The organism is Legionella beliardensis (assembly GCF_900452395.1).
Classification (GTDB): domain Bacteria; phylum Pseudomonadota; class Gammaproteobacteria; order Legionellales; family Legionellaceae; genus Legionella_C; species Legionella_C beliardensis.
Window position 1 is genome coordinate 1,053,448 of the sequence record NZ_UGNV01000001.1, and the last position, 24,303, is coordinate 1,077,750.

Here is a 24,303-nt window from a genome sequence, read left to right on the forward strand (position 1 = left end):
AGCATTAGTTATAGATAGCGAGGCTTAATGTTAATTTATGTTATAAGTATTTAAGCAATTAAACCCAGTTTTATCTTGATTTTTGGTACTGTAAATGAATTTACCTTCCATTAAATCACATAATTTTTCTGTAGGTAATGTATCGAGACATGCTGCTAAAGGTAAACCGGCGCAAGTTGAAAAAATAGCGTCATTCTCAGCTGCAATGGCATGATAATAATGATTAGTCCACTGGCTCTCATTGAGTGAATAATGAGTGGTAAAATCTTGCAAATAAAATTCATCATTTAAATGGAATACCTTCATAGCCGGGTTATTATAATGACTACGACTGATGGCGGGTGTCGCATAGGCATAAATGGGCTTGCCATTGGTGAGGGTAATTTTTCTAAGCTCATCATAATGACTGTGAGCTGTTAAAAGGGAAATTTGCTGATAATTTTGCTGATAGTTATTTAATAATTTAATAAACGCTTGTAAATAATTTTCCTGCCAAATCGCTTGTTTGTGGTAATCAACGCCTGGTTCTTCATGCATAGCAATTAATAATTGTTTTGCTTTATTATTTTTTAATTGTGACTCTAGCCATTTTAACTGACGATTAGCGTCCCTAGATTGCTTTACATAAGGCATAGCCAACCAGGGTAACTTAGCAAATTGGGTCGTATTTAAAACAATGAGTAAAACTTCTTTATTATTAGGTAAAACATAACTTGAGTAATAGCCATCACTATGCATAGCCGTTTTATCAATAATTAACTCCTGACAATAAGCACAAGCACCTTGCCAATTGTAAGCATAATCAAGCGGGGAGCTGCCATTTTTGGCAAAAGGTTGGTAATTACCGGTTAAAGAATCATTATTACCAGGTACATAAAATATCGGTTTATGCTGGCTATTGGCCTTATATAAATCTTGAAATACTTTTGCCTCATACTGGGCTTTTTGGGTTTTGTTACTAAGTAGTGGCAATGAATGGGTTGGTAAGTCACCGAGCACAATACTAAAATCTACCTGGCGTTGGAGCTCATGTAATTTTTTAAGCGTCGTAGTCCATAATACATCGCCTGTATCATGGCCATTGCCTATTGTATTATTCGACCCATAATGAATATCAGCAATGGTTAAAAAATGCAGCGCAGGCCAAGCGTAGCTTGAGCATATTAAAGCTATTAGACCAATTATATTTTTCAGTAACGTGTTCAAGGACAACGAGAGATAATAGTACTTATTGTGTATATATAATAACCTTTAATAGGGTTAAAACGCAAAATCTAATGGTTAGGTAAGAGTTCTCATGACTTTTATTTGTTTGTTTTAGCACTTTCCCTTAAAATTACCCCCTTTTAGCTAGTTAGGTTACTGTATGTCCGACTTTTATGAGGATTTTACTAAAAGAAGAACGTTCGCCATCATCTCGCATCCGGATGCTGGTAAAACGACCGTGACAGAAAAATTACTCCTATTTGGAGGTGCTATTCAATTAGCAGGTACGGTAAAAGGGCGCAAGGCCGACCGGCATGCTACATCAGATTGGATGGAAATGGAAAAAGAACGAGGTATTTCCATTACCACCTCAGTCATGCAGTTTGTGCATAACGAGCATGTGATAAACCTTCTTGATACCCCAGGCCATGAAGATTTTTCTGAAGATACCTACCGCACGCTAACAGCTGTCGACTCAGCGTTAATGGTCATTGACGTGGCGAAAGGGGTAGAAGAAAGAACCGTTAAATTAATGGAAGTATGTCGATTACGTGATACGCCCATTATGACCTTTATTAATAAGTTAGATAGAGAAGGGCGCGAACCCATTTCTTTGCTGGATGAAGTTGAAGACGTACTTGGTATTCGCTGTGCACCGGTTACCTGGCCTGTTGGTATGGGTAAACGTTTTAAAGGGATTTATCATTTATACCAAGACAAAATTTATCTTTATCAAGCTGGCAAAAATGCCCAAAAGCAAGATGCACAACAGATAGAGGGCTTAGATAATCCCGAATTAGATGAATTATTAGGGCCAATAGCGCAAGAACTTCGGGATGAAATTGAACTAGTCAAAGGTGCCTCGCATGAGTTTAATTTAGATGAGTATTTAGCGGGTAAATTAACCCCTGTATACTTTGGCTCAGCGATTAATAATTTTGGTATTAAAGAGTTACTTGATGATTTCACCAGCTATGCGCCAAAGCCCAGGCCACGTAATGCGATGGAACGAGTTGTTAATCCCGATGAACCTGCCTTTTCTGGCTTTGTTTTCAAAATTCAAGCCAATATGGATCCTAAGCATCGTGATCGCATAGCCTTTTTACGCATTTGTTCTGGCACCTTTAAGCGCGGGATGAAATTAAACCATTTGCGTTTAGGAAAAGACATTGTCATTGCGAATGCGTTAACCTTTATGGCAGGCGATCGCTCGCATGCCGAAACAGCCATGGCTGGCGATATTATTGGCCTGCATAATCATGGCACGATTCGGATTGGTGATACGTTTACCCAGGGGGAAGCGTTAAAATTTACTGGCATTCCTAACTTTGCGCCAGAGCTATTTCGCTTGGTGCGGTTAAAAGATCCACTAAAAAGTAAAGCATTATTAAAGGGGTTAATTGAATTATCGGAAGAGGGCGCTACCCAAATATTTAGACCCTTAAACAGTAACCAATTAATTTTGGGCGCAGTCGGTGTGTTACAGTTTGATGTCGTTGCTCACCGCTTGCATCATGAATATAAAGTGGATTGTATTTATGAATCTGTAAGTGTCAGCTGCGCGCGCTGGGTTTATGCAGAAGACGATAAAGCAATGCAAGAATTTCGAACAAAAGCGCATGATTATTTAGCACTTGATGGCAGTGATGCATTAATTTATTTAGCGCCAACGAAAGTCAATTTAACGATGGCACAAGAGCGTTATCCAAAAATTCACTTTTCAGCAACTAGAGAGCATTAATAGACAAATTGGGGTTGTTCTATTTCTTGGCACATAGGTGTCGATAAAGTTTGACTCAAATTACTTATGCTGTGATTAAGCGAACTAAACAGATGGTATCGAGTGAGGTTATGCGTAGCCTGAACACCCGCTAACAGCATCATGAACGCGGTGCTTAATATAAGACCTAATTTAATGCCAATAGCTGCACCAGTAATACTTGTTACTGGTGCTAAAACCACGCCACCTAAAATCACTCCAATCCCCGCCCCTACAATAGCCCCTATTAAGGCACCAGTTAAGGTAGCTGCGGTAATCTTCATGTTCTCATTGTTAAGCGTTTTAGCACAACATTGTTCATATTGGTTAGCCGTTAGAATAAATTTTAGCGCAAGCTTATAAGCTTTCTTTGAAGATTTGGCTGGCAAGGCATCTAATTGTGATTTTGTATCGATAAATTCATTTAATAGCAGTTGCGTATGTTTAATAATTTCATTAATTTCGGTTGCTGACTCTTCTAAATTACTATCTAAATAAGCTTGCGATAACCACTGATGTAATTGTTTTTTTAGCTGCCAAATAGGGTCGCGGGCATAGTGTTTATATTGACTATTTAAATTTAAATCTTCAATGGCTTTAAAGGTGGCAAAAAAGATTTTATTTTCATTTTTTAAATTGTGAAAAAATTCCCTAATTAATCGCTCTTTTAATGAGAGCTCAGTAAGTGCATCATGACGCTGATAACCATTCATTAAATTAAGTTGGGTGGTGTAGTCTAAATTGCAAAAATGTTCTAAGAAAAGGGCTTTTGCATGTTGTTGGCGATTTACAAAATTAATAAGTAAGTGCTCTTGAATGCACTGGTTTAAGGTAGGTAAATCTATGGCATTGTTAATCTCTAAACCGATTCGCTCTGCAAATCTGATTAAAATGTCTGGCTTGTTTTGATAAACGTCAAAGGTGTTATTAATTTGCTCATCAATGAAATCGGCAATTTCAAATTTATCAATCATTGAAAAGCGAGCGAGCGTTTCATAAAAGTAAGTCGCTTTGCTCGTTAACGCATCTGAAATTTGATTAAAGTAAGCTGGCGGGCCGCTATAAGAGGGATGATAGCGAAGTAGATTGCAAAAATGCCTAAGGTGTATTTTACCATCTAATTTTCGGCGACTAAATAAACGAAAATCGCCAAGCGAGCCGCCAAAATCAACGTGTACAGCTTGGGTATTACCTATATTAGGCACAAGATAATAATGGTGATTGTATTTAATACACGCTTCTTTAAATTCATCCAGCTCGGGTTCAGGTGTACGGCTTAATTGATAGTACTGGGTGTCTGCTATGTTTATCTTTTTTAATTGTTCAGAATAGCCGCTTGCAGGTGCTGATTGCTGTAAACAGTAACCACTATAGCTACCATTTTCATAAATGGGAATAATATCCTTAAGACCTGATTGCTCAACAGGGACTGCACCAATATTTTTAAAATGGGTATCAGGATCATCAACGATAGAGCGTAGCGCAAGTCCGATACTGATTTCTTTATAGCGTCCAGCTTCTGTCATGCTATCGATGCAAGGGTCGTGTTGAAAATAATAAGGTCTTTGCTTAGGTAACTTCGCCCATTTATTATTAGTCATTGACCTTAAATTTTGGTAAGCGGGTAAATGATAAGCAAGATAGGCATCAAGAAATAAATCGCGATAGCCTGCATATAACTTAGAAGCAATATAAATTTGTTCGTTAGGCTGAAGATTAACATAGGAAACATCGGCAATAATAGCTGGATCCTCACCGATTTTTTGCGCAATAAAGCGCATGAATTGGCTGGCGAAAACTTCACAGATATTCTTATCCTCATGCGAGTCTTGTTTTAGATAATAATTTGTAAGTTTTTCAATCTTATGATTAGTCATTGGCGCAGCTTACTCATGTTTTGTCAGCCTTTTAACTAATTTACTTATCTTTAATCAGTCAGTTTAGCTCCATTATAATCAAAAAGTGCCAATATTCTAGTCATCTTGAGTTTATCTCAACAAATAATTGTTGGGCGGCGTCTTGCTTGAGCCAACTTACTTAATGTTCACTTAATATTTCGAGTTTACACTGGACCACTATTAGATACGTAGTCTTTATAGGTAAGCTAAAATGCCAAAAGTTCAATATCGTGAAACTCCTTTTATAAAAAAAATTCTTGAATTGTATGACCAGGGTCGAGTGGGTATTCAAAGCAGTATTCATTATGGTCTAGCGTCAGTTCAAGGCTGGTTAGCTACTTTAAATTTAACTTATAAAGAAGGTGTCATTGAGGGATTAAGATTGCCAACGCAGGGAGGGATTGCGGCGTTAGCTAAGGCTTTAAGTGATGCTGAGCCTCAAAATCAGCAGCTAAATAAAGAATGTCGTTATTATAATTTTATTTACAATACTTGTTATGAATACATTGCTGATAATCAGAATCGTTATTTTGGCCGCGCTGATTTATCAGATATCTCTCATGGCAAAGTAATTGCTATGGCGCTCTTAGCGCACCTGTGTGAGCAAGCACTACGCGTACCTGAACATAGAGAGCAATATTATCAGCGCATACAATCCTTTGTGCATGAATTGCTAAATGATAAAGATATTGTTGAAACGCGCAGTAATGATACTGACTATTTGTCTTGTGGATCAGCCTTAGAGCGAATTTCTGAGGCAAATAAAAGTATACTTCAAAATGAAGGCAGTTCTATTAAAGATAGAATTAATGGCTTTTATAATGATGTTCAGCACATGTTAGTCTCATTAGAAAACCTTAATTTAAGAGTCAATCAATTTATTTTACCGTTGTTAAGTTCACAAGAGGTCAATGTTGAGTCACTTACAGAGCTTGCGCAACAAGAACACGATGCGCCGATTGTTGCCTCTAGAGAGCGCCAGCTATTAGGTAATCCTGTTATTAATGCCGTATTTATAGAGCCAACACGTGCTTATGAAGAACATTATAAAAAATTTTATGATGGCTTCCCTTATCAATTAGCAAACCCTAGCGGCGATTATAGTCATAATTATTTGTTAGATAGATTAACAGCTGAAGGCCGCGAAAATTTAATTTCGTTACTTAAATTAAGGGATAAATTACTGGTATTAACGAAAGAATTTTTAAACGTTTATAAGGCTGCTAAGAATGATGAGATAGCGCTATTTCATCAATTCCTCTCACTTGCTAATACCTATTTAATTGAAATTGACAAGGTCAATAAGCAACTTCACACCGCTATTGAACAATTCGAAATTCATTGCAATCAAGTTTATCGACAAGGCCAAAGTAATGGCGGTAATGATAAAAATTGGAAACGAGTTTTCTTCAATAAAAATCCAATCAGTGCCATTGCAGAAGCGTTTATAACTGTGTCTAGAAAGATAAATGAAACGTTCTCAGCTATTCCTATTGATTATTACCAAGCATTTTCTGATATCCAACAAGAAACAAAAAACTTATCTGAACGCAGCGCCGCATTATTTGGTCACCAATTAGCAACTTTTGAAAATGGTTTATTTGACCAGGCTATTTATGGCGCCCAAAATTTAGAGCTGAAACGACAAGATAAGCTCCTGTTAAGCAAATTAACTGACATTGCGGCAGAATATGACGATTTAATCGCTAAAGCAATGAGCAAAGCACGTGAGTCATTAAATCAAGACGATAAAGCAAATTTAGATACACTTATCAAGCTTTTAAGCTATAGAAAACAAGTTATCGTGCAAGCCATTGAAACAATGAATCAGGAAAATGCACAAAACGAAGACACCGAGTTTGATGATTGGGTGCTGGTTTCTACCAACAATGAAGCAAGCACTATTTTCCGAGAAGATCAAGCAGGTAATTTCCTACACATTATTAGAAATTATTTAACCCCAACGCCTGCAGGACTTAAGTCTGAAGAAAAAGAAGCACTTCATGCAGAACTTAAGAAATATAAAACGACTGCCGAGCAATTAGCTATTGAGAATCAGCAGCTGAGTCAGAGGAATAGGGAGCTTGAGGAAGAAGTTCAGCAAGTGCAAAAGAGAGAAGCTCAAGCTCTAGAAAAAATTGATAAATCAACTAAGCAAAAAGAAAATAATGTTGGGGCGATTACTCGTCTAGATATATTTAGTGACCATAATAAGCTTAAACTTTGTGCTTTTGCTAGTGAGCGCTGTGCACCAGAAGCAACACAACATTTGTTTAATGTTTTAAATAATGTTCAGACGCTTATTAAGCAAGCAAGAGCTATCGCGAGTGCTTATCAAATTGAAGCACATAAACATGACAGTTCTTTCTTGTTTAGTCATAATCAGCGCGGCTGTGATAATGCTAGAAAAGTCATGAGAAAATTTGAACAGGAAATCCTGCAGCAAGTTACTAGTCAGCTTAATTTATTAATGGGCAGTCCTGAAGATGTAACATCAGAGCACTTAAAAAAATTAGCTCAGACATTAGATAGAAATATTGTCACCAGCATCAGTTTAGCGCTAGCAAATGAAACATTCAGCAGCCATAAACAATATTCTTTCCGTAATTATTTACGCCATTTGCATGCTCAGTTAGTTAATCCCAATGGAACGCCTGCGATTAAGTTACTGAGAACTGAGCCACGTGAGTTAGCCAACCTAAGTGGCACTGTAGCAAATGAGGTTGCTCAAGGTTTTGCTCGTAACGAATTAGAAAGCTACGAAGTTCAGAATATTCAAAAAAATTGTTCTCGCTGAATCTAACTTATTTAGCGATCTACCGGATTTATTTCTGTTAGATCCTAAACCCCCAAACCAATCTAGTTGTATTTCGCTTTTTTTCTAGTCTTCTGGCAAAATCAAAAAAATTTAACAGGGAAAATTAAATGAGGAAATCACAAACTATTTTGATAACAGGTTGTTCAAGTGGCATTGGTTATGATACCGCTATCACCTTAGCAAAACGTGGGCATCAAGTGATTGCGTCTTGCCGCAAACCAGATGATTTACAAAAGCTATTGGATTTAGGTCTTGATGCCATACTTTTAGATGTCAATGATTCACAATCAATTCATAAAGCATTTGCCGAGATGTTAAGTAAAACAGGCGGTCGCCTTGATGTATTAATCAATAATGCAGGTTACGGGCAGGGGGGAGCGCTTGAGGATATTTCACGAGATACATTACGAGCCCAATTTGAAACCAATGTCTTTGGCTTACTTGAGATAACTCGTTTAGCAATACCTGTTATGCGAAGCCAAGGCTCGGGTCGCATCATCAATATTAGTTCTGTACTTGGTTTAGTAAGTATGAAATTTCGCGGAGCTTATAATGCGTCTAAATACGCTGTTGAAGGATTAAGCGACACGCTGCGCCTTGAGCTTGCACCTTACGGGATTAAAGTGGTTACGATTGAGCCTGGCCCTATTACCAGTAAATTTAGAGACAATGTTATTGATGTGTCATTAAAGCAAATTAATCTTGAAGCAAGCTATTTTAATAAAGAATATAAGCATATGCTGACTTCTTATCGGGATCAAAAAGATGAGTCTCCGTTTACCAAAGGCACAGATGCGGTGATTAAAAAATTGATTCATGCCATTGAATCACCGCGCCCAAAGGCTAAGTATTTAGTGACCTTTCCAGCGCACTTATTTGCCGTATTAAAACGTATCCTAAGTACTAGAATGCTAGATAGACTGCTTAGTTTAGCCTCACGTCAAGAAATGAAGCCGCGCTAGTTTGGCATAATAACTTCTCTCCGCCTTAAGTGGAGAGAAGTTACGTGCTTTAAAGATTAATTAATTTGGCATTTCGCCTTAATAAGGTGTTCACCCTTATTGGTTAATTCAACTTGTGCTGCCGATTCAGCAACTAAGTCTATTGTTTCACCATTGTGCAGGGTAAGATCTAATTCATCGCCAGTATTGATGACCTGGCCATTGACTTGGCCTGAGCGATTAAGGGCTTTGATATGGATGACATTACTTTCATCTTGAGTCTGAATTTTACAAATTGCATGTACTTTAAAAAAAGTGAAGTTGGTAAAAACCTCTGGCGCATTCACTGGCAATTCATATTCTACACTCACGCCTGCGTTTAGGCTGTGATTCATTGCCAGGACTGGAGCACTGATGAAGGCGCCAGCAGCTAATAAACTTAAAACCACTTTTCGCATTATATATCCTTTTACTAAGAAAAACGGGTTCTAAGATACCCTTAATTTTTTCCTATAGCAAATGGGACTTTGTTAAGTAGTATGAATTTTATGCTAAATAGAGGGCAAGCCGTGGATTTATATCGCCTATTTTTTTTAAATTTCTAACCTTGTTGCAAGCATCTGTCTTTTGGTCATATCTTATCAAGAGACAGGGGCCTGTTGTTAGGATATATTGACATGTTGCTAAAATTTAAATGCCACATCGTTGGATACCGCGGTCAAGCCGCGGTAATTCGTTGTTCTCTTTGCCTTCTTTCCATGCTATCGAAATACCGTGGCTTGACCACGGTATCCATTAGCTTGAGTGCAACAGGGTTCGTTTCTGTGGACTGCATGTCGCTTGAGATGTGGCCAAGAGACAGCTGCAGGCACCTGCAGCAAGGCTTATATTATAAATTAGCAAGCGCTTTAACAATCGATTCTGTCATGGCTTTGGCATCGCCAAATAACATGTAGGTGTTATCGCGGTAAAATAAATCATTTTCAACTCCCGCATAGCCTGCGGCAAGGCTGCGTTTTACGAATAATACTGTTTTAGCTCGTTCAACTTCTAAAATAGGCATACCGTAAATAGGGGAGCTTGGGTTTGTTTTGGCTGCGGGATTGGTAATATCATTCGCACCAATCACAAATGCCACATCACAACTGGTAAAATCTGAATTAATTTCGCTTTGTTCAAAGACGCGATCATAGGGAATATTGGCTTCAGCAAGTAAAACATTCATATGACCAGGCATACGACCTGCTACGGGATGGATAGCAAAGCGCACGCGAATACCGCGCTTCTCAAGGGCATCCATTAATTCTTTAACCGCGTGTTGGGCATGCGCTACCGCCATACCATAACCAGGAACAATAATAACGTCTTGGGCCGTGCTTAATAAAAAGGCCGCATCTTCACCATTGGCTTGGCGAACAGATTGATTATCGCGTTGGCTGACCGCTTGATTGGCATCAACGGTGTTGTGTAAGCCGCCAAAAATAACATTAATAATGGAGCGATTCATACCCACACACATGATATAGCTTAAAATAGCACCGCTTGCGCCAACTAACGCCCCGGTAATTACCAACAGATTATTACTCAACGTAAACCCAATACCCGCTGCTGCCCAACCTGAATAGGAATTGAGCATTGATATAACCACTGGCATATCAGCGCCACCAATAGGAATAATTAAAAAGATACCAATAAGAAATGCTAAAAAAGCAAGGCTGCCAAAGATAATTAAGGATTGTTGTAAGACAAAGGTAACCAGCAGCGCTAAAATAGCAAGGGCTACGATTAAATTGATAAAGGCATGTCCTGGAAAGCGTATAGGCTGCCCAGACATGATGCCTTGTAATTTTAAAAAGGCAATTACCGAGCCTGAAAATGTAATAGCCCCAATAATTAAACCTAAGCTCATCTCAATTAGGCTTTTTAATTCAATATTGCCAGGCAGGCCTATATTAAAAGAAGCAGGTGCTAAAAAAGCACAAAAGGCCACTAAAACCGCCGCTAAACCTACCAAGGAGTGGAAGGCTGCCACCAATTGCGGAATAGCTGTCATATTGATTTTTAAGGCAATAATCGTTCCTACTGCCCCGCCTGCGAGAATTAAGCCAAGCAGTATAAAATGATGATTGACACTCGGCATGATCAAGGTGGCGCCAACGGCAATCACCATCCCAAGTATACCTAATAAATTGCCCCGTCTAGCGGTCGCAGGACTTGCCAACCCTTTTAACGCTAAGATAAAAAAAACAGCCGCAATCAAATAAAGAAATGAAATTAATGAAGTCATAACGGTATCCATGGTTATTTTTTATACATCCGTAACATACGCTGCGTCACCACAAAGCCACCAAAAATATTGATTGCAGTAATGAAAATAGCAAATCCCCCAAGTAGCGTAATGGTTCCTAGCAATTTGCTGCCAGCAGCGATTAAAGCACCTAAAATAATGATGCTTGAGATAGCATTAGTCACTGACATTAATGGGGTATGCAAAGCAGGTGTTACTTTCCAGATGACGTAATAACCCACAAAGCAGGCCAGTATAAAAATAGTTAAAATAGCAATGTAATCATTGTTGATAGCAGCATGGTTAAGCATGATTAAGCCTCCTTGGCAGCTTGGAAGGGCATATAATTGCCTTCGTGACAAAGCATCGCTTGTTGAATGATTTCATCTTCAGCATTAAAAACTAAAGCAGTCGGTGCAACCGTAATTAAACGAATTAAGTGGACTAAATTATTGGCATAAAGTTCACTGGCAGTGGCTGGCACTAAACCGGCGACATTACTGTAACCAACTAAAGTAACCTCCCCATGTTTAATAACTCGGTCAACTTCACTTAATTCACAATTCCCGCCCCGCGCGGTAGCTAAGTCTACAATCACTGAGCCCGGTTTCATTTCTTCTACCGTTTGCCGGGTGATTAAAATCGGTGCTTTGCGACCTGGAATAAGCGCTGTGGTGATAACGATATCAGATAATTTGGCGTATTTATGAATAAGTGCTGCTTGCCGCGCTTTATAGTCTTCACTCATTTCATTGGCATAACCACCTGCTGTTTCAAGGTCTGCGCCATCTTCAACTTCAATGAATTCAGCCCCAAGACTTTCGACTTGTTCTTTAGCCGCGCGACGCACATCAAACGCATAAACCACAGCGCCTAAGCGTTTTGCCGTAGCAATGGCTTGCAAGCCTGCAACACCTGCGCCAAGGATTAAGATTTTTGCCGGCTGAATCATGCCAGCTGCGGTCATCATCATAGGAATTGCCCGATTAAAATGATGAATGCCTTCTAAAACCGCGCGATAACCTGCCAAGTTGGCTTGCGATGATAAACTATCCAAACTCTGTGCACGACTGATGCGCGGGATTAAATTCATTGAAATTAAACTGATGTTTTCGGCACAGCACCATTTAATTAATGCACTGTCAGGATCATTATCAACAGGCGCCACCACTAACGCTTCAGGCGGCAAGCACGTTAAGTCATCAGGATTAGGTGCATTCACCAAGACCACGACATTGGTATTTTTTAACAATTCTTGGCGATTAGAAATGACATGAGCCTCTACGTCTTCATAGGCTTTATTCGCAAAACCAGAAGCAATACCTGCATTTTCTTCGATATAAACCTTAAAACCTAATTGGATGTAATGCTTTACAGCAGCGGGTGTAATAGCAACACGTGATTCATTGGGGCTTTCATTTAAAGCGGCAATAATCATAGCTAATCCTTTAACTAAATATCATGAGAATGTAGGTTAGGCTCTGGTCCGACAATAACCACCGCATGTTGAGCCAAGGGCCCAACCTACATAAATGTTCCTAACTTCATCGTATTGTAAACAGCACAATTTTTCTAGAAGATTAAGAAATTTATTACAATCTATCTAGCCAAACCTGCGGTGCCTCTTGTTGACTCAATCATTGAATTACCCTGTAGGTTGGGCCAAGGGCCCAACAAACGATGCCTATTGTTTAACCAATACCCACCAACAAAATAAAAATGAGCTAAACAATTGATTTAAAAATTTATTTCCAATAAATTACCCAGCACGCAAGTCCAAAACAAAATCTATGGAAATCCTCTGCTTCGTTGCTGGAGTAATATGGTTTTATACAAAATCATTCTACCCACTGCTATTTATTGGCATTGCCTTATATTTAAAAGCGCCTAAGCGCATTATCATTTGGTTTGGTATAGCCATCTTATGGACATCCTTTCACCAATGGTGGCTAACCGATAAATACATGCCTGCAAGCCGCGTCATTCAACAGGCTACTTTAATCGGAGAAATAGTTTCCATTCCCATGACCAGCGACGTTAAAACCCAATTTAACTTCCGCTTATCTAAACTAAATGGCAAGCCCACCAATACCCTGGTAAGTTTAGCCTGCTATAACCATTGCCCAGCCTTTAAACTCGGCCAACTATGGCAAGTAAACGCTAAATTAAAACGCCCAGAAAATTTAGGCAACCCAGGCCATTTCCCTTACCAAGAAAGCCTTGCCGCGCGCCATATTTACTGGACTGGCTACCTTAAAGGCCGCGCACAATTATTAAGCGTGAGTCACAAAACTAACATGACGAGTATTCGCGAACGTTGGGCTGCGAAACTCGCATCGTTTCTGCCTGACAAAACCTCGCTTGGCATTATGGAGGCATTAACCTTGGGGCTTACCAATCACATCGACAAAGCCACCTGGGATTTATTTCGCCGTACAGGCACCACCCATTTAATGGTTATTTCTGGCGCTCATATTTATTTAGTGGCTAGCCTTTTCTATGGCATGATTTATTGGAGCTGGCGGCAGGTGAGTGTGTTGTGTTTATATAAACCTGCCATGCAAGTTGCAGGCTTAAGTGGCGTACTGATGGGGCTCATGTACGCCTTGCTTTCAGGTTTTGCCATACCTGCGCAACGTGCAGTTATTGCTTGCGCCGTTTTACTGTTAAGACCTTTTTTAAGCCGTCAGTTTTCAGGCTGGCAAGCTTGGCGGTATGCCTTATTAATCGTCGTCATAGCAGAACCGCATGCGGTATTGCTGCCAGGTTTTTATTTATCCTTTTTAGCAGTAGCTGTCTTAATCACCTCAAGTCAACGCATTGCTTACCAAGGGGTTAAACGACTCATTGCCTTGCAATTTGCCTGTTTAATCGGCTTACTGCCATTTACCCTGTATTGGTTTTCTTATGGAGCAATCAATGGCCTTTTGGCTAATCTAATTGCCATTCCGCTAGTCGGTTACCTGATTGTGCCCATTTCCCTCTTAGGATTGCTGTTGAGTGTCGGGCTTGGACAGTTATGGGTATTACCACTGGTTGACTGGTCAATCAAAGGATTATTAATGATCTTGCACGGTATTGATCAGGCGGCATTCATTAATTTAAATTTTTCCCTGCCTAATTTTTCTATCTTATTAGCATTAATCTTAGCCATTGCTGTGTTATTTTTCTTACCCCTTAAAGCCTTAATACCAGGTGCCTTGATATTGTTATTAGCAGCATTGTTCCCAGGTTTTCCAAAAATTAAGCCAGCTGATGCGCGTATTGATGTATTAGATGTGGGGCAGGGGCTAGCTATTGTTATTAGCACGGCAAAGCATGTGTTGCTTTACGATACCGGCATGAAATTCTACCAAGGCAGCGACATGGCGCAAATGGCGATTATTCCTTATTTAACAACGCGCGGCGTTAAAAAAATTAATAAAATCATCATTAGCCATCCTGATTTAGACCACCGCGGCGGCTTACCCTCGTTGGAAGAAAAATACGGCCAAGTAGAGTTGTTAGTTGATAATGTGACATTTTATCAGCGCGGTAACAATTGCCATACTTACCCTGATTGGGAATGGGATGGGGTTTATTTTCATTTTTTACCCATTCATTTACCGGGACACACTAAAAATAATTCCTCCTGTGTGCTCCAAATCACCACATCTAGCGGAAAGGCGCTATTAACTGGCGATATTGAAAAGCCAGCCGAGCATTATTTAATGACTCACTATGCTAAACAACTGGCTGCTGATGTGTTAGTTGTTGCGCATCACGCAAGCAAAACCTCTTCAACTCCCGCCTTTATTAAGCACGTTGCGCCAAAACTTGCGCTTATTTCCGCAGGTTTTGATAACCGTTATCACTTTCCTCACCCACAAACAATTGCAACGTTAACCAAACAGCACATTAACATCCTAAATACCATCGATTGCGGTATGATAACCATTGAATTTAATCAACAACAAAAAGCCATAAAGCCTGCTTGTTATAGAAATCTATCCTGATTACATCATTGACATGAAAATACACATTATGTATCATACGCGCACTAATGATTTACCTGGCAGTATCATGCGCTTAGCCTTAACGTTTTGTTTATCAAGCCTTATCTGTATTTCATCTGTAAATGCGGCCTCAACAGCCGGATGTGAGCAACAACAATGTGTCATTGTGGTTGATGTAGGAAGTACAGGTTCGCGCATGCATCTCTACTCGTATGACTTAGATAAGACCAATTCCCCCGTTAAAATCACTGAGCGCTTTAACAAAAAAATCAAACCAGGTTTTGCTACCATAGAGCCTAATCAAGCCACGATCGATGCTTACCTTACCACGTTATTTGCGGGTGCACCTAATGTACAGGTACCTGTGTATTTTTACGCCACAGCGGGTATGCGCCTGCTTCCGCAAGCTAAACAACAGCAATTTTATTCCCTCGTTGACCAATGGTTTCAAACCAATTCAACCTGGCAACTTGCGGCTGCGAAAACCATTAGTGGCAATGATGAAGGATTATACGGCTGGCTCGCACTTAATTATAAATTAAATAATTTAGCCATCAAAAAGCCAAAACCAATGGGTTACATGGACATGGGCGGGGCATCGGTTGAAGTGGTTTTTCCGGTTAATAATACAGTACGCAGCGACAATAAAGACGTTAAAACGATAACGCTCTATGGCAAGAATTTCAAAATTTTCAGCCACAGCTTCTTAGGCCTTGGCCAGACTGAAGTAACACACCAATTTTTAGACACCGACAGCTGTTTTAGCAGGGATTACGACATGCCAACAGGCGATAAAGCCCAAGGTGATGCCTACAGCTGTAAAAATGAAGTCTCATCCTTAATGAATGCCGTCCACCACGTAAACCAAGTCATTCAACCCCTCTTAAGCGCAAGCCGGGTCAATAAATGGTACGCAACAGGCGGCTTAACCGAGCTCGTCAAAACCCCACCCTTTAGCTTCTCAACCGCCTTCACCAGCCAAGAGCTATTAGACCAAGCAAACAGCGCGGTTTGTAATCAAAGCTGGCAAGACCTAAGCAACCAATACGCCAACAACGACTACCTCTACGGCTACTGCCTCTTCCCATCCTACTACTACGCCCTCATGGTAGACGGCTACGGCATAGAATCAAACACCCAAGTGAACTACCTGCCTCCGGGCCAAGAAGCAGACTGGACACTAGGCGTAGTACTACAACAAAAAACAACCTAAATCAGTACCTACTTGCCGACTAAAATCCCCAAGTATATACTGAAAAATCGCCGTTGTAGCTCAGTCGGTAGAGCAATTGACTCGTAATCAATAGGTCCGCGGTTCGATTCCGCGCAACGGCATAGAGCTGGTAAGGGCTTCCATGGTTCCCGACTTTTAAATCAGAATTTTTGGTACCGATTTTGGTACCGGATTTGAAATGTAATTATTTGATAGCGTTTTTTAGTCTTTAGGTCTTTCCCATTTATGGGCAGTTTTAGTCACCCGCAGAGCCACTAAGCATAATAGAGTAAAAACCTATCAAAAGAAAGTAAAGCAGAACTTTCAGATACGTATTTATCTCGAATAATGCAATAGAGTTGTTTGATGTGCTTTTGATAAATACTTTAACTTTCAAAAGCATATAATTATCCGGACTTTATAAATGAAAAGCACTCTGAATTTAATTGCCTCAATACAGTAATAAATCTATAATCCGCCAGGCTACTAGAAATGATTTTGAATAAGGAGATGTTATGAAAGAATATTATTCTAATAGAATCGATAACGAAGAAGATAAAGATGAATACATGCCTTGGTAATTAAAGGAGAGATGATCCTTCCTTTAAAATCTTGCTATCGATTATGAAATTAACTTTTAACAATGACGTTTTTGTAGTAGTTGATGACTTTTTAGAGTCATCAGCTTTCGAAAAAATTTGGAATTTTATTCAAACTGAAAAGTTCAAATTTGTTCACTCTTCTAAATGGATAAATGCGTTTAGCCTTGAAGATGGCTCCCCTTTATGGGGCGGCGTTACAATTTCTCACCCTAGATCTGAACCGTGTACTACGGAACAAATCTATCCTACAAACACAACAATCGATTTATTCATTTATGAACTCATTGCCACCTCGTGTGAGTTTGCCCATTTAATAGGTTACAAAGATAAAGATTGGGATTTTTTCTTTGCAAGGCCTTATCTTTATCCCAGAGGCTCAGGGCTTTCTTGGCATACGGATGGAAAATATAAGATATCAGGTGCATATGTATATTACTGCCACCCCGCTTGGGATGCGGCATGGGGAGCTGAGTTACTAATTAATCCTATTCCCCAGCTAGATTTTGAATACCCTGAAGTGACTTTAATTGATAATAAGAAGAAAAAAGTAGGTTTTCACCTTAATAGTTCTGGCTTAAATAATTACATAGGTGATGGAATAGGCCATTATATTGTACCAAAACCTAATAGGTTGGTTATTTTTAAAAACGATATCCTGCATTGTATAAAAAAAGTAGAGAATGCAGCCGGAAATCACGTGAGAGCATCGATAACTGGTTTCTTTATGAATGACCACAAAATACACGAAACAAAAGAGGCTGAAAAAGATCGCTCTTTTTCATGATTATTAATTTGTCCTTGTAAAACCAATATTTAAAAAAAATATAAAATAAAAATAATTTGGAATTAGGCAATGAATTTAGTGTATGACGTATTACCAACGCAGGCCCAAGAAAAAGTAAACTTTGTTATTTTGATACCTAACACGGATAAAGTTAATTTATATAATTTTATACTTAGAGAAGAGGATATTCCTTATAATCAACAACCAAGTCATTATCAATTCAAAACATGGTCTGCTTGGTGCTCCGCCCATTTTTCTTCTTATTACTTTTATATTAAGTATAAAGACGCTCTTTTGAGATGTAAGCAGTTTTTATATGATTTTGGACCTTTGTCAACATTAGATCATGCGGCTTTATATGATCATTGGGTTTGGGAAATAAGACCCCATGCTCTCAACCAAGAAAGTATTTGTTGGATTGGGTATGATTATTCTAAATCAAAAACATTAAGTTTTTTTTCATATGGAACTAACATTGAAATTCGTTTACTTGAGGGTAATTTAAAGGATGAAGAACTCGTAGAGCTTGCTAAGTTTTTTTCTCCTATTCCTTCATCTAATAAAATTTTACACGAGAATTTTTATAAACTAACGTATTGGTCACGTCACAATAATTGCATGGAGAATGCTCTAATTAATAGAAATGAATATAAACCTCCTTCGAGTATATGGAATTTAAGATGGCCAATGCATAATGTCTCTACATGTAGTAAGCCAGAGAAGTCTATTAAGCTTTTAAACCTCCTTAACTTAGACTTTATTCTAGATAGTCAAATTACTTACGGTAATAAAAATCAAATTGAAGAAACTCAACTTGTTTTGTTTCCTAAGAATGGAAAGAAAAACCAAGTTGCATGGTTTCGTATTTTTAATAAAGCGTCTTTCCCAACAAGGAAACCAGCAATTTCTAGATTGCCTAATATGAGTTCATTTAGTGGCTATAGTAGTTTTAATTTAAATGTTATTAATCCAAAAGGTAATATAATTTCCAGCAATATCTACATTGCTAGTTTTAATAATTCTTATGGACCGCATGATGCGCTTTGGTGGGATGATGAAAACGCTTATTTATTGCAGTTAAGCGCAGGTACTAAAAACTCTATAGAAAGTTTTAAAGAAATTTTTTATCAACTCTAATATAAAAAATAGTATTGAAAATAGATTGAGGGAATATAATATTATCCATGATCTATCAGTAGATTTTCTGCCCATAATCATATAACCAACACAAGCTATTTACTAATTTCATTTGCTCAATTGTTTTACAAGTAATATTTAATAGTTTCTTACTAAAAACTACTATAGCTAAGCAGTGGGCTCGTGAAATGGCAACATTCAAACGGTTTTTACTATAAAGAAATTCAATATTGCGAGGTAAATCTTCTGCGCTTGAAGTAGCCATCGAAATTAGAACAATAGCTGCTTCTTGACCTTGAAATTTATCGATTGTGCCTACGCGAGCACCTGCTGGTAGGATAGAGCGTAAATAATTAACCTGCACATTATAAGGAGAGACTATTAAAATATCAGCTGGTGTTAGCTTACGCTGATCTTCATCATCTTTAAATTTTTGCTCTATTAACGTTTTATATAATGATTTAATAATCTCTCCTTCTTCAACACTTTTTTGCGAGCAGCCTTCATGATCCATAGGTACAATACAAATACCATCATTAGGTAAATTTACATTATTAAAAAATAGTTGATATTTATTAACAGAGGGATGAGCATTTAAGAGTCCATCATAAAACGCTTGGGAAATAAAATTGCAGATGCTAGGACGCATTCGATAGCTATCTTTTAAAAAGATACCGCGATCAGGAGAAACCGTTGCATGATTGCCTAGCAAAAAATCAAGAATAGAAAGGCCTGATTCACCGGGATGAGTTCCTTGCATAGGTTGCGCTAGCTGCATTTGATCACCAACAAGGATAATATTTTTTGTTGCTGTGCCCATAGCTACTACATTGGCTAAACAAACTTGACCTGCTTCATCAATAAATAAGTAATCAAGTGGATTTTCTTCAAAAAACTCGTCCACAAAAAACCAAGCAGTTCCAGCATATAGTGAGTAATCAGAGGGAATTATATTTCCACTTTTGTTATTACTAATAAATGTCCCTTCATAACTGTCCTCATTTTCACTGCTGCGTTTTATACCTTTAAAATGAAAGCTTTGTTCTATAGCTACTTTTTCTATCTTACCAAGTAAATTATGTATTGCTTTATGAGAGTTAGAAGCAATCCCTATTTTTTTATTGTTTTTAAGTAATTCAACAATAATATGGCTGCTAGTATAGGTTTTTCCTGTGCCTGGTGGACCCTGAATAAAAAGGTAACTGTTATTGAGAGCTTTAATAGCTTCAAATGTTTCATCCTGTAACTTATCAGAATTAATAATAGGTTGGCCTGCAAGTTTATTATTAAGATAAGGCGCTCTCTTATTTAAAATATCTAAAATTGCTTGATACTTATCGTTTGCATTAAGAATATTATCTGCCACACGGTAAAGGGCTGAGCGAATTTTTTTTGTATCCCTTGGCCCAGTAGGACTTATAGATAGGTGTGGCGGTAGCTCGCCGCTGGCTTTACCCAGCTTAATTTTAACTAACCTTTGCTCATCATTTAGTTCTACAATCGTTCCTGCCCCTTTGGTTGACGCAGTGTTTAAAACACTACTGCCAGCGTGAAGCTTAAACTCTTGAGGCGGAAAGCGGTAAGTATAGATGTAGGATCTTTTTTCAGAAATGGGTTCTCCTAATAAAGTCAGGCCGCCTAAACATTCTGTGTCCTCAATTAACTCATAATCGAATTTATCTTGCCGTTCAAATACTGACCACCATTTTGGTTTTGATTCTCTTTTATGATATTCAAGTAAATTAATTAATCGCTCAGATAATTTTTTATTTTCTATCTTAGTTTTTAGAAGTTTTTGATATTGTTCATAGGTAATTTCTGGCTCGTTACGTTGACTAGGTGAGCGAGGTTTAGTTTTTTTTACTTCTTCTTCTTTTCTAAACCAAGCAGTATTAATCGGTTTAATAGAAATTAACCAATCGCGTAATTTTAATGTCGAAATACAATCGACCTTATTATATTCTTCTATATCATTTAATAGCTGAGGATTTTTAGTAATCAGCCATTGATTATAAACATCAATACTATCCATAGCTGTTTGAACTGAGTTATCTCGTTTATCCATATAAAAAACTTCTAAATCTTTTATAGAATAACCAGATTCTGAAATGCGAATACCTTCCCGTACGACTTTATAGAGATCAACAAGTTTTTTTTCACGTAATAAATTATCTACCTGATCTTCGCAAACGCCATAACGGCAAGCTAAGCGCTTTAAAGCAGTATTTTCATAGTGATTGTAATGATAGATATGAGCATCGGGGAAACGAGTTAAATGCTGTTTAAGAAATTTCATAAATTGCTTAAATGTTTTCTTTTCATCAGGATGGTTATGTGCCCAAAATGCTTTAAAGTGCCATTGTTTATTTTCTTGAAAATAAACGCCAAATAAGTACTCAAGTCCTTGTGGATAAAGTGGATCTCCTTCCATATCAAAAAAAAGATCTCCTTCATTAGGCTGGGGTAAACGTTCAAAACCTTTATGTGGGATGGGAGTAAGTAGTTCATATTTTTCATGCCCAGTTTCGCGTTTATACAACTGTAACCTTGCTTGCTCACGTAAGCGCTGTAAAATTTCGAGGTTCATTTCTTCAAGCGGAAAATCATCAGCTAAGTTTGCTAGCGCAGCAACGGTTGTGATGCCACCTTTATTCAATTGATCTATTTCAGCACGTTTAATATTAGCAACTAAACTTAAATGATCCTCTGTTTGCCATTGCTCTTTACAGCGCGACTGCCAGTGACAAACTTTACAATGTTCACAAGGTTTTGGAGAAGATTGGGTGGGCGGGTTGTTAGCATAGCCTTCAAAATTATTTTTGATAATTTTGTAGTAATAAGCAAAATCACTGTAGTTAAAAGGGCGCTGCTGGCTATCGCCTAAAACTAGTGCCATTTGCTTAGGCAGCAGGCTTTGTAATTTACTTAATAAATCAGTATAAGCGCATAGTTGAATGAGATGCTTTGGTTCGGGTGTTCTAGTTAATTTAGTATCAATTACTTGATAGCTATAGGAGCCTAAGGAAGAGGGTATATCAACTTTAATTAAGAAATCAGCATGACCTGTCCAAAAATCATCATGAAGATGAGCTTGGTAAATGACATCTGCACCCGTGTGTAGTGCTTCTTGAGTTAATTTTATTGATTCCGTTAAAGTTGTTGTGCGAGAAATTTCTATAATCTTTTTATTTTGTTCTCGTAACTGTTTTAAATAATTTTTTTCATGCTCAAACCCTTTCTCCTGTAGAAGTCGATTACTTTCATTGACCACAGGCGGCGGGATTTCCTCCCTAAAGCATTTTAAATCAAGATAAGTAGCATGTTGACAGCCGAGGAAATTAGTTAAATCTGTAGGAGAAAATAACGTCCTGTTATTATCAAGTTGCCTCATGCACTTAATTCCCAAATTAGATTTAGCTTAAATAGATAATTTTCTTACGTTAAGCATATACCTCTAAAATTGGTTTAGCCAATTTAGACATAGATAAGTGCTTTACCTATAAACTAACTAATCTTCTAAGGTAAGAGCAAAGCGGAAATGATATTGCTAGATGCCATTAATTTTTGATGAAAAATAAATTATTTTAACATGCAAGATTAAATATATTTTTAGCCAAGGTAAACTTTAGTAATGCTCAGTCTTGAATGTCCAAGCTCTTGACTAATTATTTCCCTTGCAGTCTTGTCCCAATATTTTTCAAGAAAGCTAAGTTCTTTATAGTTTTTTCCTCCTTGAATAGGGCAAAGTAGACCATGGGCATTTTTATCGTAGTGCTTAGTAATTTCAAGATATCTTCGTTGTGCATAGGCATGGCGAAGCCCATGACATTTACTTAAGCCCATTTTGGCCAGGACGTCATGATAGTGAGATAAGTGACTTTTATACGACTTTCCTCGTGGGATTAAAGAATGGCCAAGCGGTATTTGGTTCATGGCTTTAATTAACCACTGTCTTTGCGACTCGCTTGTTATCTTAAGGGTACGGCCAATACCTCCTTTAGTCCAACTAGGTTTAATTACTAGCTTTTCTCTTTGCCAGGCCTCGCTAATTATAATTTTCATTGATTCTTCACGGCGAAGCCCAAAAAGATATTGAACCTCTAAAGACAAGCGAATCAACGGATCTGCGCATTTGGTGAAATCGACACCTTTTATTGCTTTATTATATTGAGGGGCATAGCTGCGCTTATTAATTTGATAAGCGTCATTACTTTGTTTAATTAATTCAGGCTTGTTTAAGACCGATGATACCTTGCGTAATTTAGCCATGTAATTTTTGATAGTCGCAGGATTTTTATTTTGTTTCTTCCAGTATTCAACCAGAATATAGATATGTTTCGGCTTTAAACCTTTGATATGTGTTAACTTATAGCCAAGCTCGTGTAAATCTTTGATGCAACGAGTAAGCATGTGCTTCATATCGGCTTTACTGGCATAAGAGTAGTTATGAATTTTTTTCAGACATTCATGAATGGAGTACTGAGCATTTTTAAGTTTAGTTTTACTCATTAAGGTATCTCCATAGCGTATCACGGGATTTGATACCCATTTCGCTACGAATTAACCAGTAGGTTTCATACCTACCTATTAATGGTAAAAGATATTGACGCATCTGCTTTGCATATAAATAACGCCATGATTTCTTGAATGGCAAAGCATATTTTTTCAATTCTTTTCGCCAGACGAATTTTGTTTCTTCATAACCATTAAAATCAGCAATGGATTTCCCTTGAGTTAGTTGCTTAATTTCAGAGAGAATGGCTTTTTGTGTTTCATTGCGAATAGGAATAGTTCTATCCAACGAGTTAAAAGAAATATTACGGGTTATCCAGAGACTATCTTCTTGAATATTAATTTCAGATTTAATGTATATAGCTTCTTGGAAGGTCAGGCCAAATTCTGCTTGAAGCGCCATAATTAAGCGTGGAATCTGTGTATCCCATGCTTTCCAATGGTCATCCTGAAGTTTGAGTTTTCTGCGGCGTTTTTGGCTTTTACTTAGTTGTAGCGATTTATTATCTATATTCGTTAATGAGCAATCAATGCTCTTTAAGTAACGCCTGACTATAGTCATGTGATTCATAATCGTGCCGGCTCGTAGTTTACTTTTTTTCCAATAAGCGACTAGTTTATGAATATGGTATGGTTGAAGAGCGTTCCAGGTTGGCGGCATATCACCAACAGTATACAAATCATCTATCAGCTTACGAATCACATAAGCCTGCTGCTTTCTTTCCTTGTAGCTGCCTTGATTAGCTAATTTTAAATATTGATTGGCAGTTTGTCTTAAGCTGTATTTTCTCATTAGGCTATTCACTATTAATAACTATTTGCCCTGTCTTTGGTTTAGTGTTGATCGAGCGGCTCACTCAAAGATGAAACCTGGCTAAAGCCATAAAGCTCGAAGTAGGGGGCAAATCAATCGTTATAAGGCAACGATCTCGCCAAATTACAACAGTGTTTTTAAGGTTATTTTCTCCTTGTTTAATGATTAAATAAATGACAAAACAATGGGCCTTGTCATACAAGTCCATGGCCAAATTGAAATAAGTTGACTTAAGCTCCAAGAGCTGCCCTGTCGAATGACAGAGTTTCCTAGATAGGTTTCCCGACTGAACGTCCAGCCACCAAGTTAGGGAAAGGAGTGGCTTTGCATAAGACGT

Annotated in this window: 16 protein-coding genes and 1 tRNA gene; 8 read left to right on the plus strand and 9 right to left on the minus strand. The window is 38.1% G+C overall.

Annotated features, from left to right (window positions below):
• Nucleotides 1–30 precede the first annotated feature (30 nt).
• Nucleotides 31–1,206: a metallophosphoesterase gene (locus DYE47_RS04715; protein WP_160149844.1), complete on the minus strand. Its 1,176-nt coding sequence runs from the start codon at nucleotides 1,204–1,206 to the stop codon at nucleotides 31–33.
• 160 nt (nucleotides 1,207–1,366) lie between these two features.
• Between DYE47_RS04715 and DYE47_RS04720 the strand changes: the two genes are divergently transcribed.
• The gene (locus DYE47_RS04720) at nucleotides 1,367–2,947 is read left to right on the plus strand and encodes a peptide chain release factor 3 (protein ID WP_115302160.1); all 1,581 of its coding nucleotides are present in this window, start codon (nucleotides 1,367–1,369) and stop codon (nucleotides 2,945–2,947) included.
• Here DYE47_RS04720 and DYE47_RS04725 read toward each other — a convergent pair.
• A complete protein-coding gene (locus DYE47_RS04725; RefSeq protein ID WP_115302161.1) occupies nucleotides 2,944–4,842 on the minus strand; it encodes a glycine zipper family protein in 1,899 nt (632 codons plus the stop codon). The two genes, DYE47_RS04720 and DYE47_RS04725, sit on opposite strands and share 4 nt — an antisense overlap.
• A 232-nt stretch (nucleotides 4,843–5,074) precedes the next feature.
• On the opposite strand from DYE47_RS04725, the gene DYE47_RS04730 reads away from it, so the two are divergent.
• Nucleotides 5,075–7,660 carry a hypothetical protein gene (locus tag DYE47_RS04730; RefSeq protein WP_115302162.1) on the plus strand — a complete coding sequence of 862 codons (2,586 nt, stop codon included), beginning with the start codon at nucleotides 5,075–5,077 and terminating at the stop codon, nucleotides 7,658–7,660.
• A gap of 128 nt (nucleotides 7,661–7,788) precedes the next feature.
• Nucleotides 7,789–8,643: an SDR family NAD(P)-dependent oxidoreductase gene (locus DYE47_RS04735; RefSeq protein WP_115302163.1), complete on the plus strand. Its 855-nt coding sequence runs from the start codon at nucleotides 7,789–7,791 to the stop codon at nucleotides 8,641–8,643.
• A gap of 56 nt (nucleotides 8,644–8,699) precedes the next feature.
• Here DYE47_RS04735 and DYE47_RS04740 read toward each other — a convergent pair whose 3' ends face one another.
• From DYE47_RS04740 to DYE47_RS04755, 4 genes are all read right to left on the minus strand, one after another.
• On the minus strand, nucleotides 8,700–9,080 hold the full coding sequence (locus DYE47_RS04740) for a hypothetical protein (protein WP_115302164.1): 381 nt from the start codon (nucleotides 9,078–9,080) through the stop codon (nucleotides 8,700–8,702).
• A gap of 431 nt (nucleotides 9,081–9,511) precedes the next feature.
• Nucleotides 9,512–10,909, minus strand: coding sequence for an NAD(P)(+) transhydrogenase (Re/Si-specific) subunit beta (locus DYE47_RS04745; protein WP_115304016.1), 1,398 nt, complete (start codon nucleotides 10,907–10,909; stop codon nucleotides 9,512–9,514).
• 14 nt (nucleotides 10,910–10,923) lie between these two features.
• Entirely contained in the window at nucleotides 10,924–11,220 is a 297-nt protein-coding gene (locus DYE47_RS04750) for a proton-translocating transhydrogenase family protein (RefSeq protein WP_115302165.1), read from the minus strand.
• Nucleotides 11,221–11,222: 2 nt separating this feature from the next.
• Nucleotides 11,223–12,347 carry a Re/Si-specific NAD(P)(+) transhydrogenase subunit alpha gene (locus DYE47_RS04755; RefSeq protein ID WP_115302166.1) on the minus strand — a complete coding sequence of 375 codons (1,125 nt, stop codon included), beginning with the start codon at nucleotides 12,345–12,347 and terminating at the stop codon, nucleotides 11,223–11,225.
• 352 nt (nucleotides 12,348–12,699) lie between these two features.
• Here DYE47_RS04755 and DYE47_RS04760 point away from each other — a divergent pair, with 352 nt between their 5' ends.
• From DYE47_RS04760 to DYE47_RS04780, 5 genes are all read left to right on the plus strand, one after another.
• Complete coding sequence (locus tag DYE47_RS04760) at nucleotides 12,700–14,904, plus strand: DNA internalization-related competence protein ComEC/Rec2 (protein ID WP_115302167.1); 2,205 nt, start codon at nucleotides 12,700–12,702, stop codon at nucleotides 14,902–14,904.
• A gap of 28 nt (nucleotides 14,905–14,932) precedes the next feature.
• The gene (locus DYE47_RS04765) at nucleotides 14,933–16,117 is read left to right on the plus strand and encodes an acetate and sugar kinases/Hsc70/actin family protein (RefSeq protein ID WP_115302168.1); all 1,185 of its coding nucleotides are present in this window, start codon (nucleotides 14,933–14,935) and stop codon (nucleotides 16,115–16,117) included.
• Between the two features lie 49 nt (nucleotides 16,118–16,166).
• Nucleotides 16,167–16,239, plus strand: a tRNA-Thr gene (locus tag DYE47_RS04770).
• Between the two features lie 502 nt (nucleotides 16,240–16,741).
• Nucleotides 16,742–17,503: a 2OG-Fe(II) oxygenase gene (locus tag DYE47_RS04775; RefSeq protein WP_115302169.1), complete on the plus strand. Its 762-nt coding sequence runs from the start codon at nucleotides 16,742–16,744 to the stop codon at nucleotides 17,501–17,503.
• A 69-nt stretch (nucleotides 17,504–17,572) separates the two neighbouring features.
• Nucleotides 17,573–18,640 carry a hypothetical protein gene (locus DYE47_RS04780; protein WP_115302170.1) on the plus strand — a complete coding sequence of 356 codons (1,068 nt, stop codon included), beginning with the start codon at nucleotides 17,573–17,575 and terminating at the stop codon, nucleotides 18,638–18,640.
• A 55-nt stretch (nucleotides 18,641–18,695) separates the two neighbouring features.
• On the opposite strand, the gene DYE47_RS04785 is transcribed toward DYE47_RS04780, so the two are convergent.
• The 3 genes from DYE47_RS04785 to DYE47_RS04795 all read right to left on the minus strand — a co-directional run bounded on the left by DYE47_RS04785 (nucleotide 18,696) and on the right by DYE47_RS04795 (nucleotide 23,945).
• A complete protein-coding gene (locus tag DYE47_RS04785; protein WP_115302171.1) occupies nucleotides 18,696–22,031 on the minus strand; it encodes a TM0106 family RecB-like putative nuclease in 3,336 nt (1,111 codons plus the stop codon).
• 218 nt (nucleotides 22,032–22,249) lie between these two features.
• Entirely contained in the window at nucleotides 22,250–23,149 is a 900-nt protein-coding gene (locus tag DYE47_RS04790; protein WP_165482024.1) for a phage integrase N-terminal domain-containing protein, read from the minus strand.
• Complete coding sequence (locus tag DYE47_RS04795) at nucleotides 23,142–23,945, minus strand: phage integrase N-terminal domain-containing protein (RefSeq protein WP_115302173.1); 804 nt, start codon at nucleotides 23,943–23,945, stop codon at nucleotides 23,142–23,144. Before DYE47_RS04795 ends, DYE47_RS04790 begins: the two co-directional genes overlap by 8 nt.
• Between the last annotated feature and the right edge of the window lie 358 nt (nucleotides 23,946–24,303).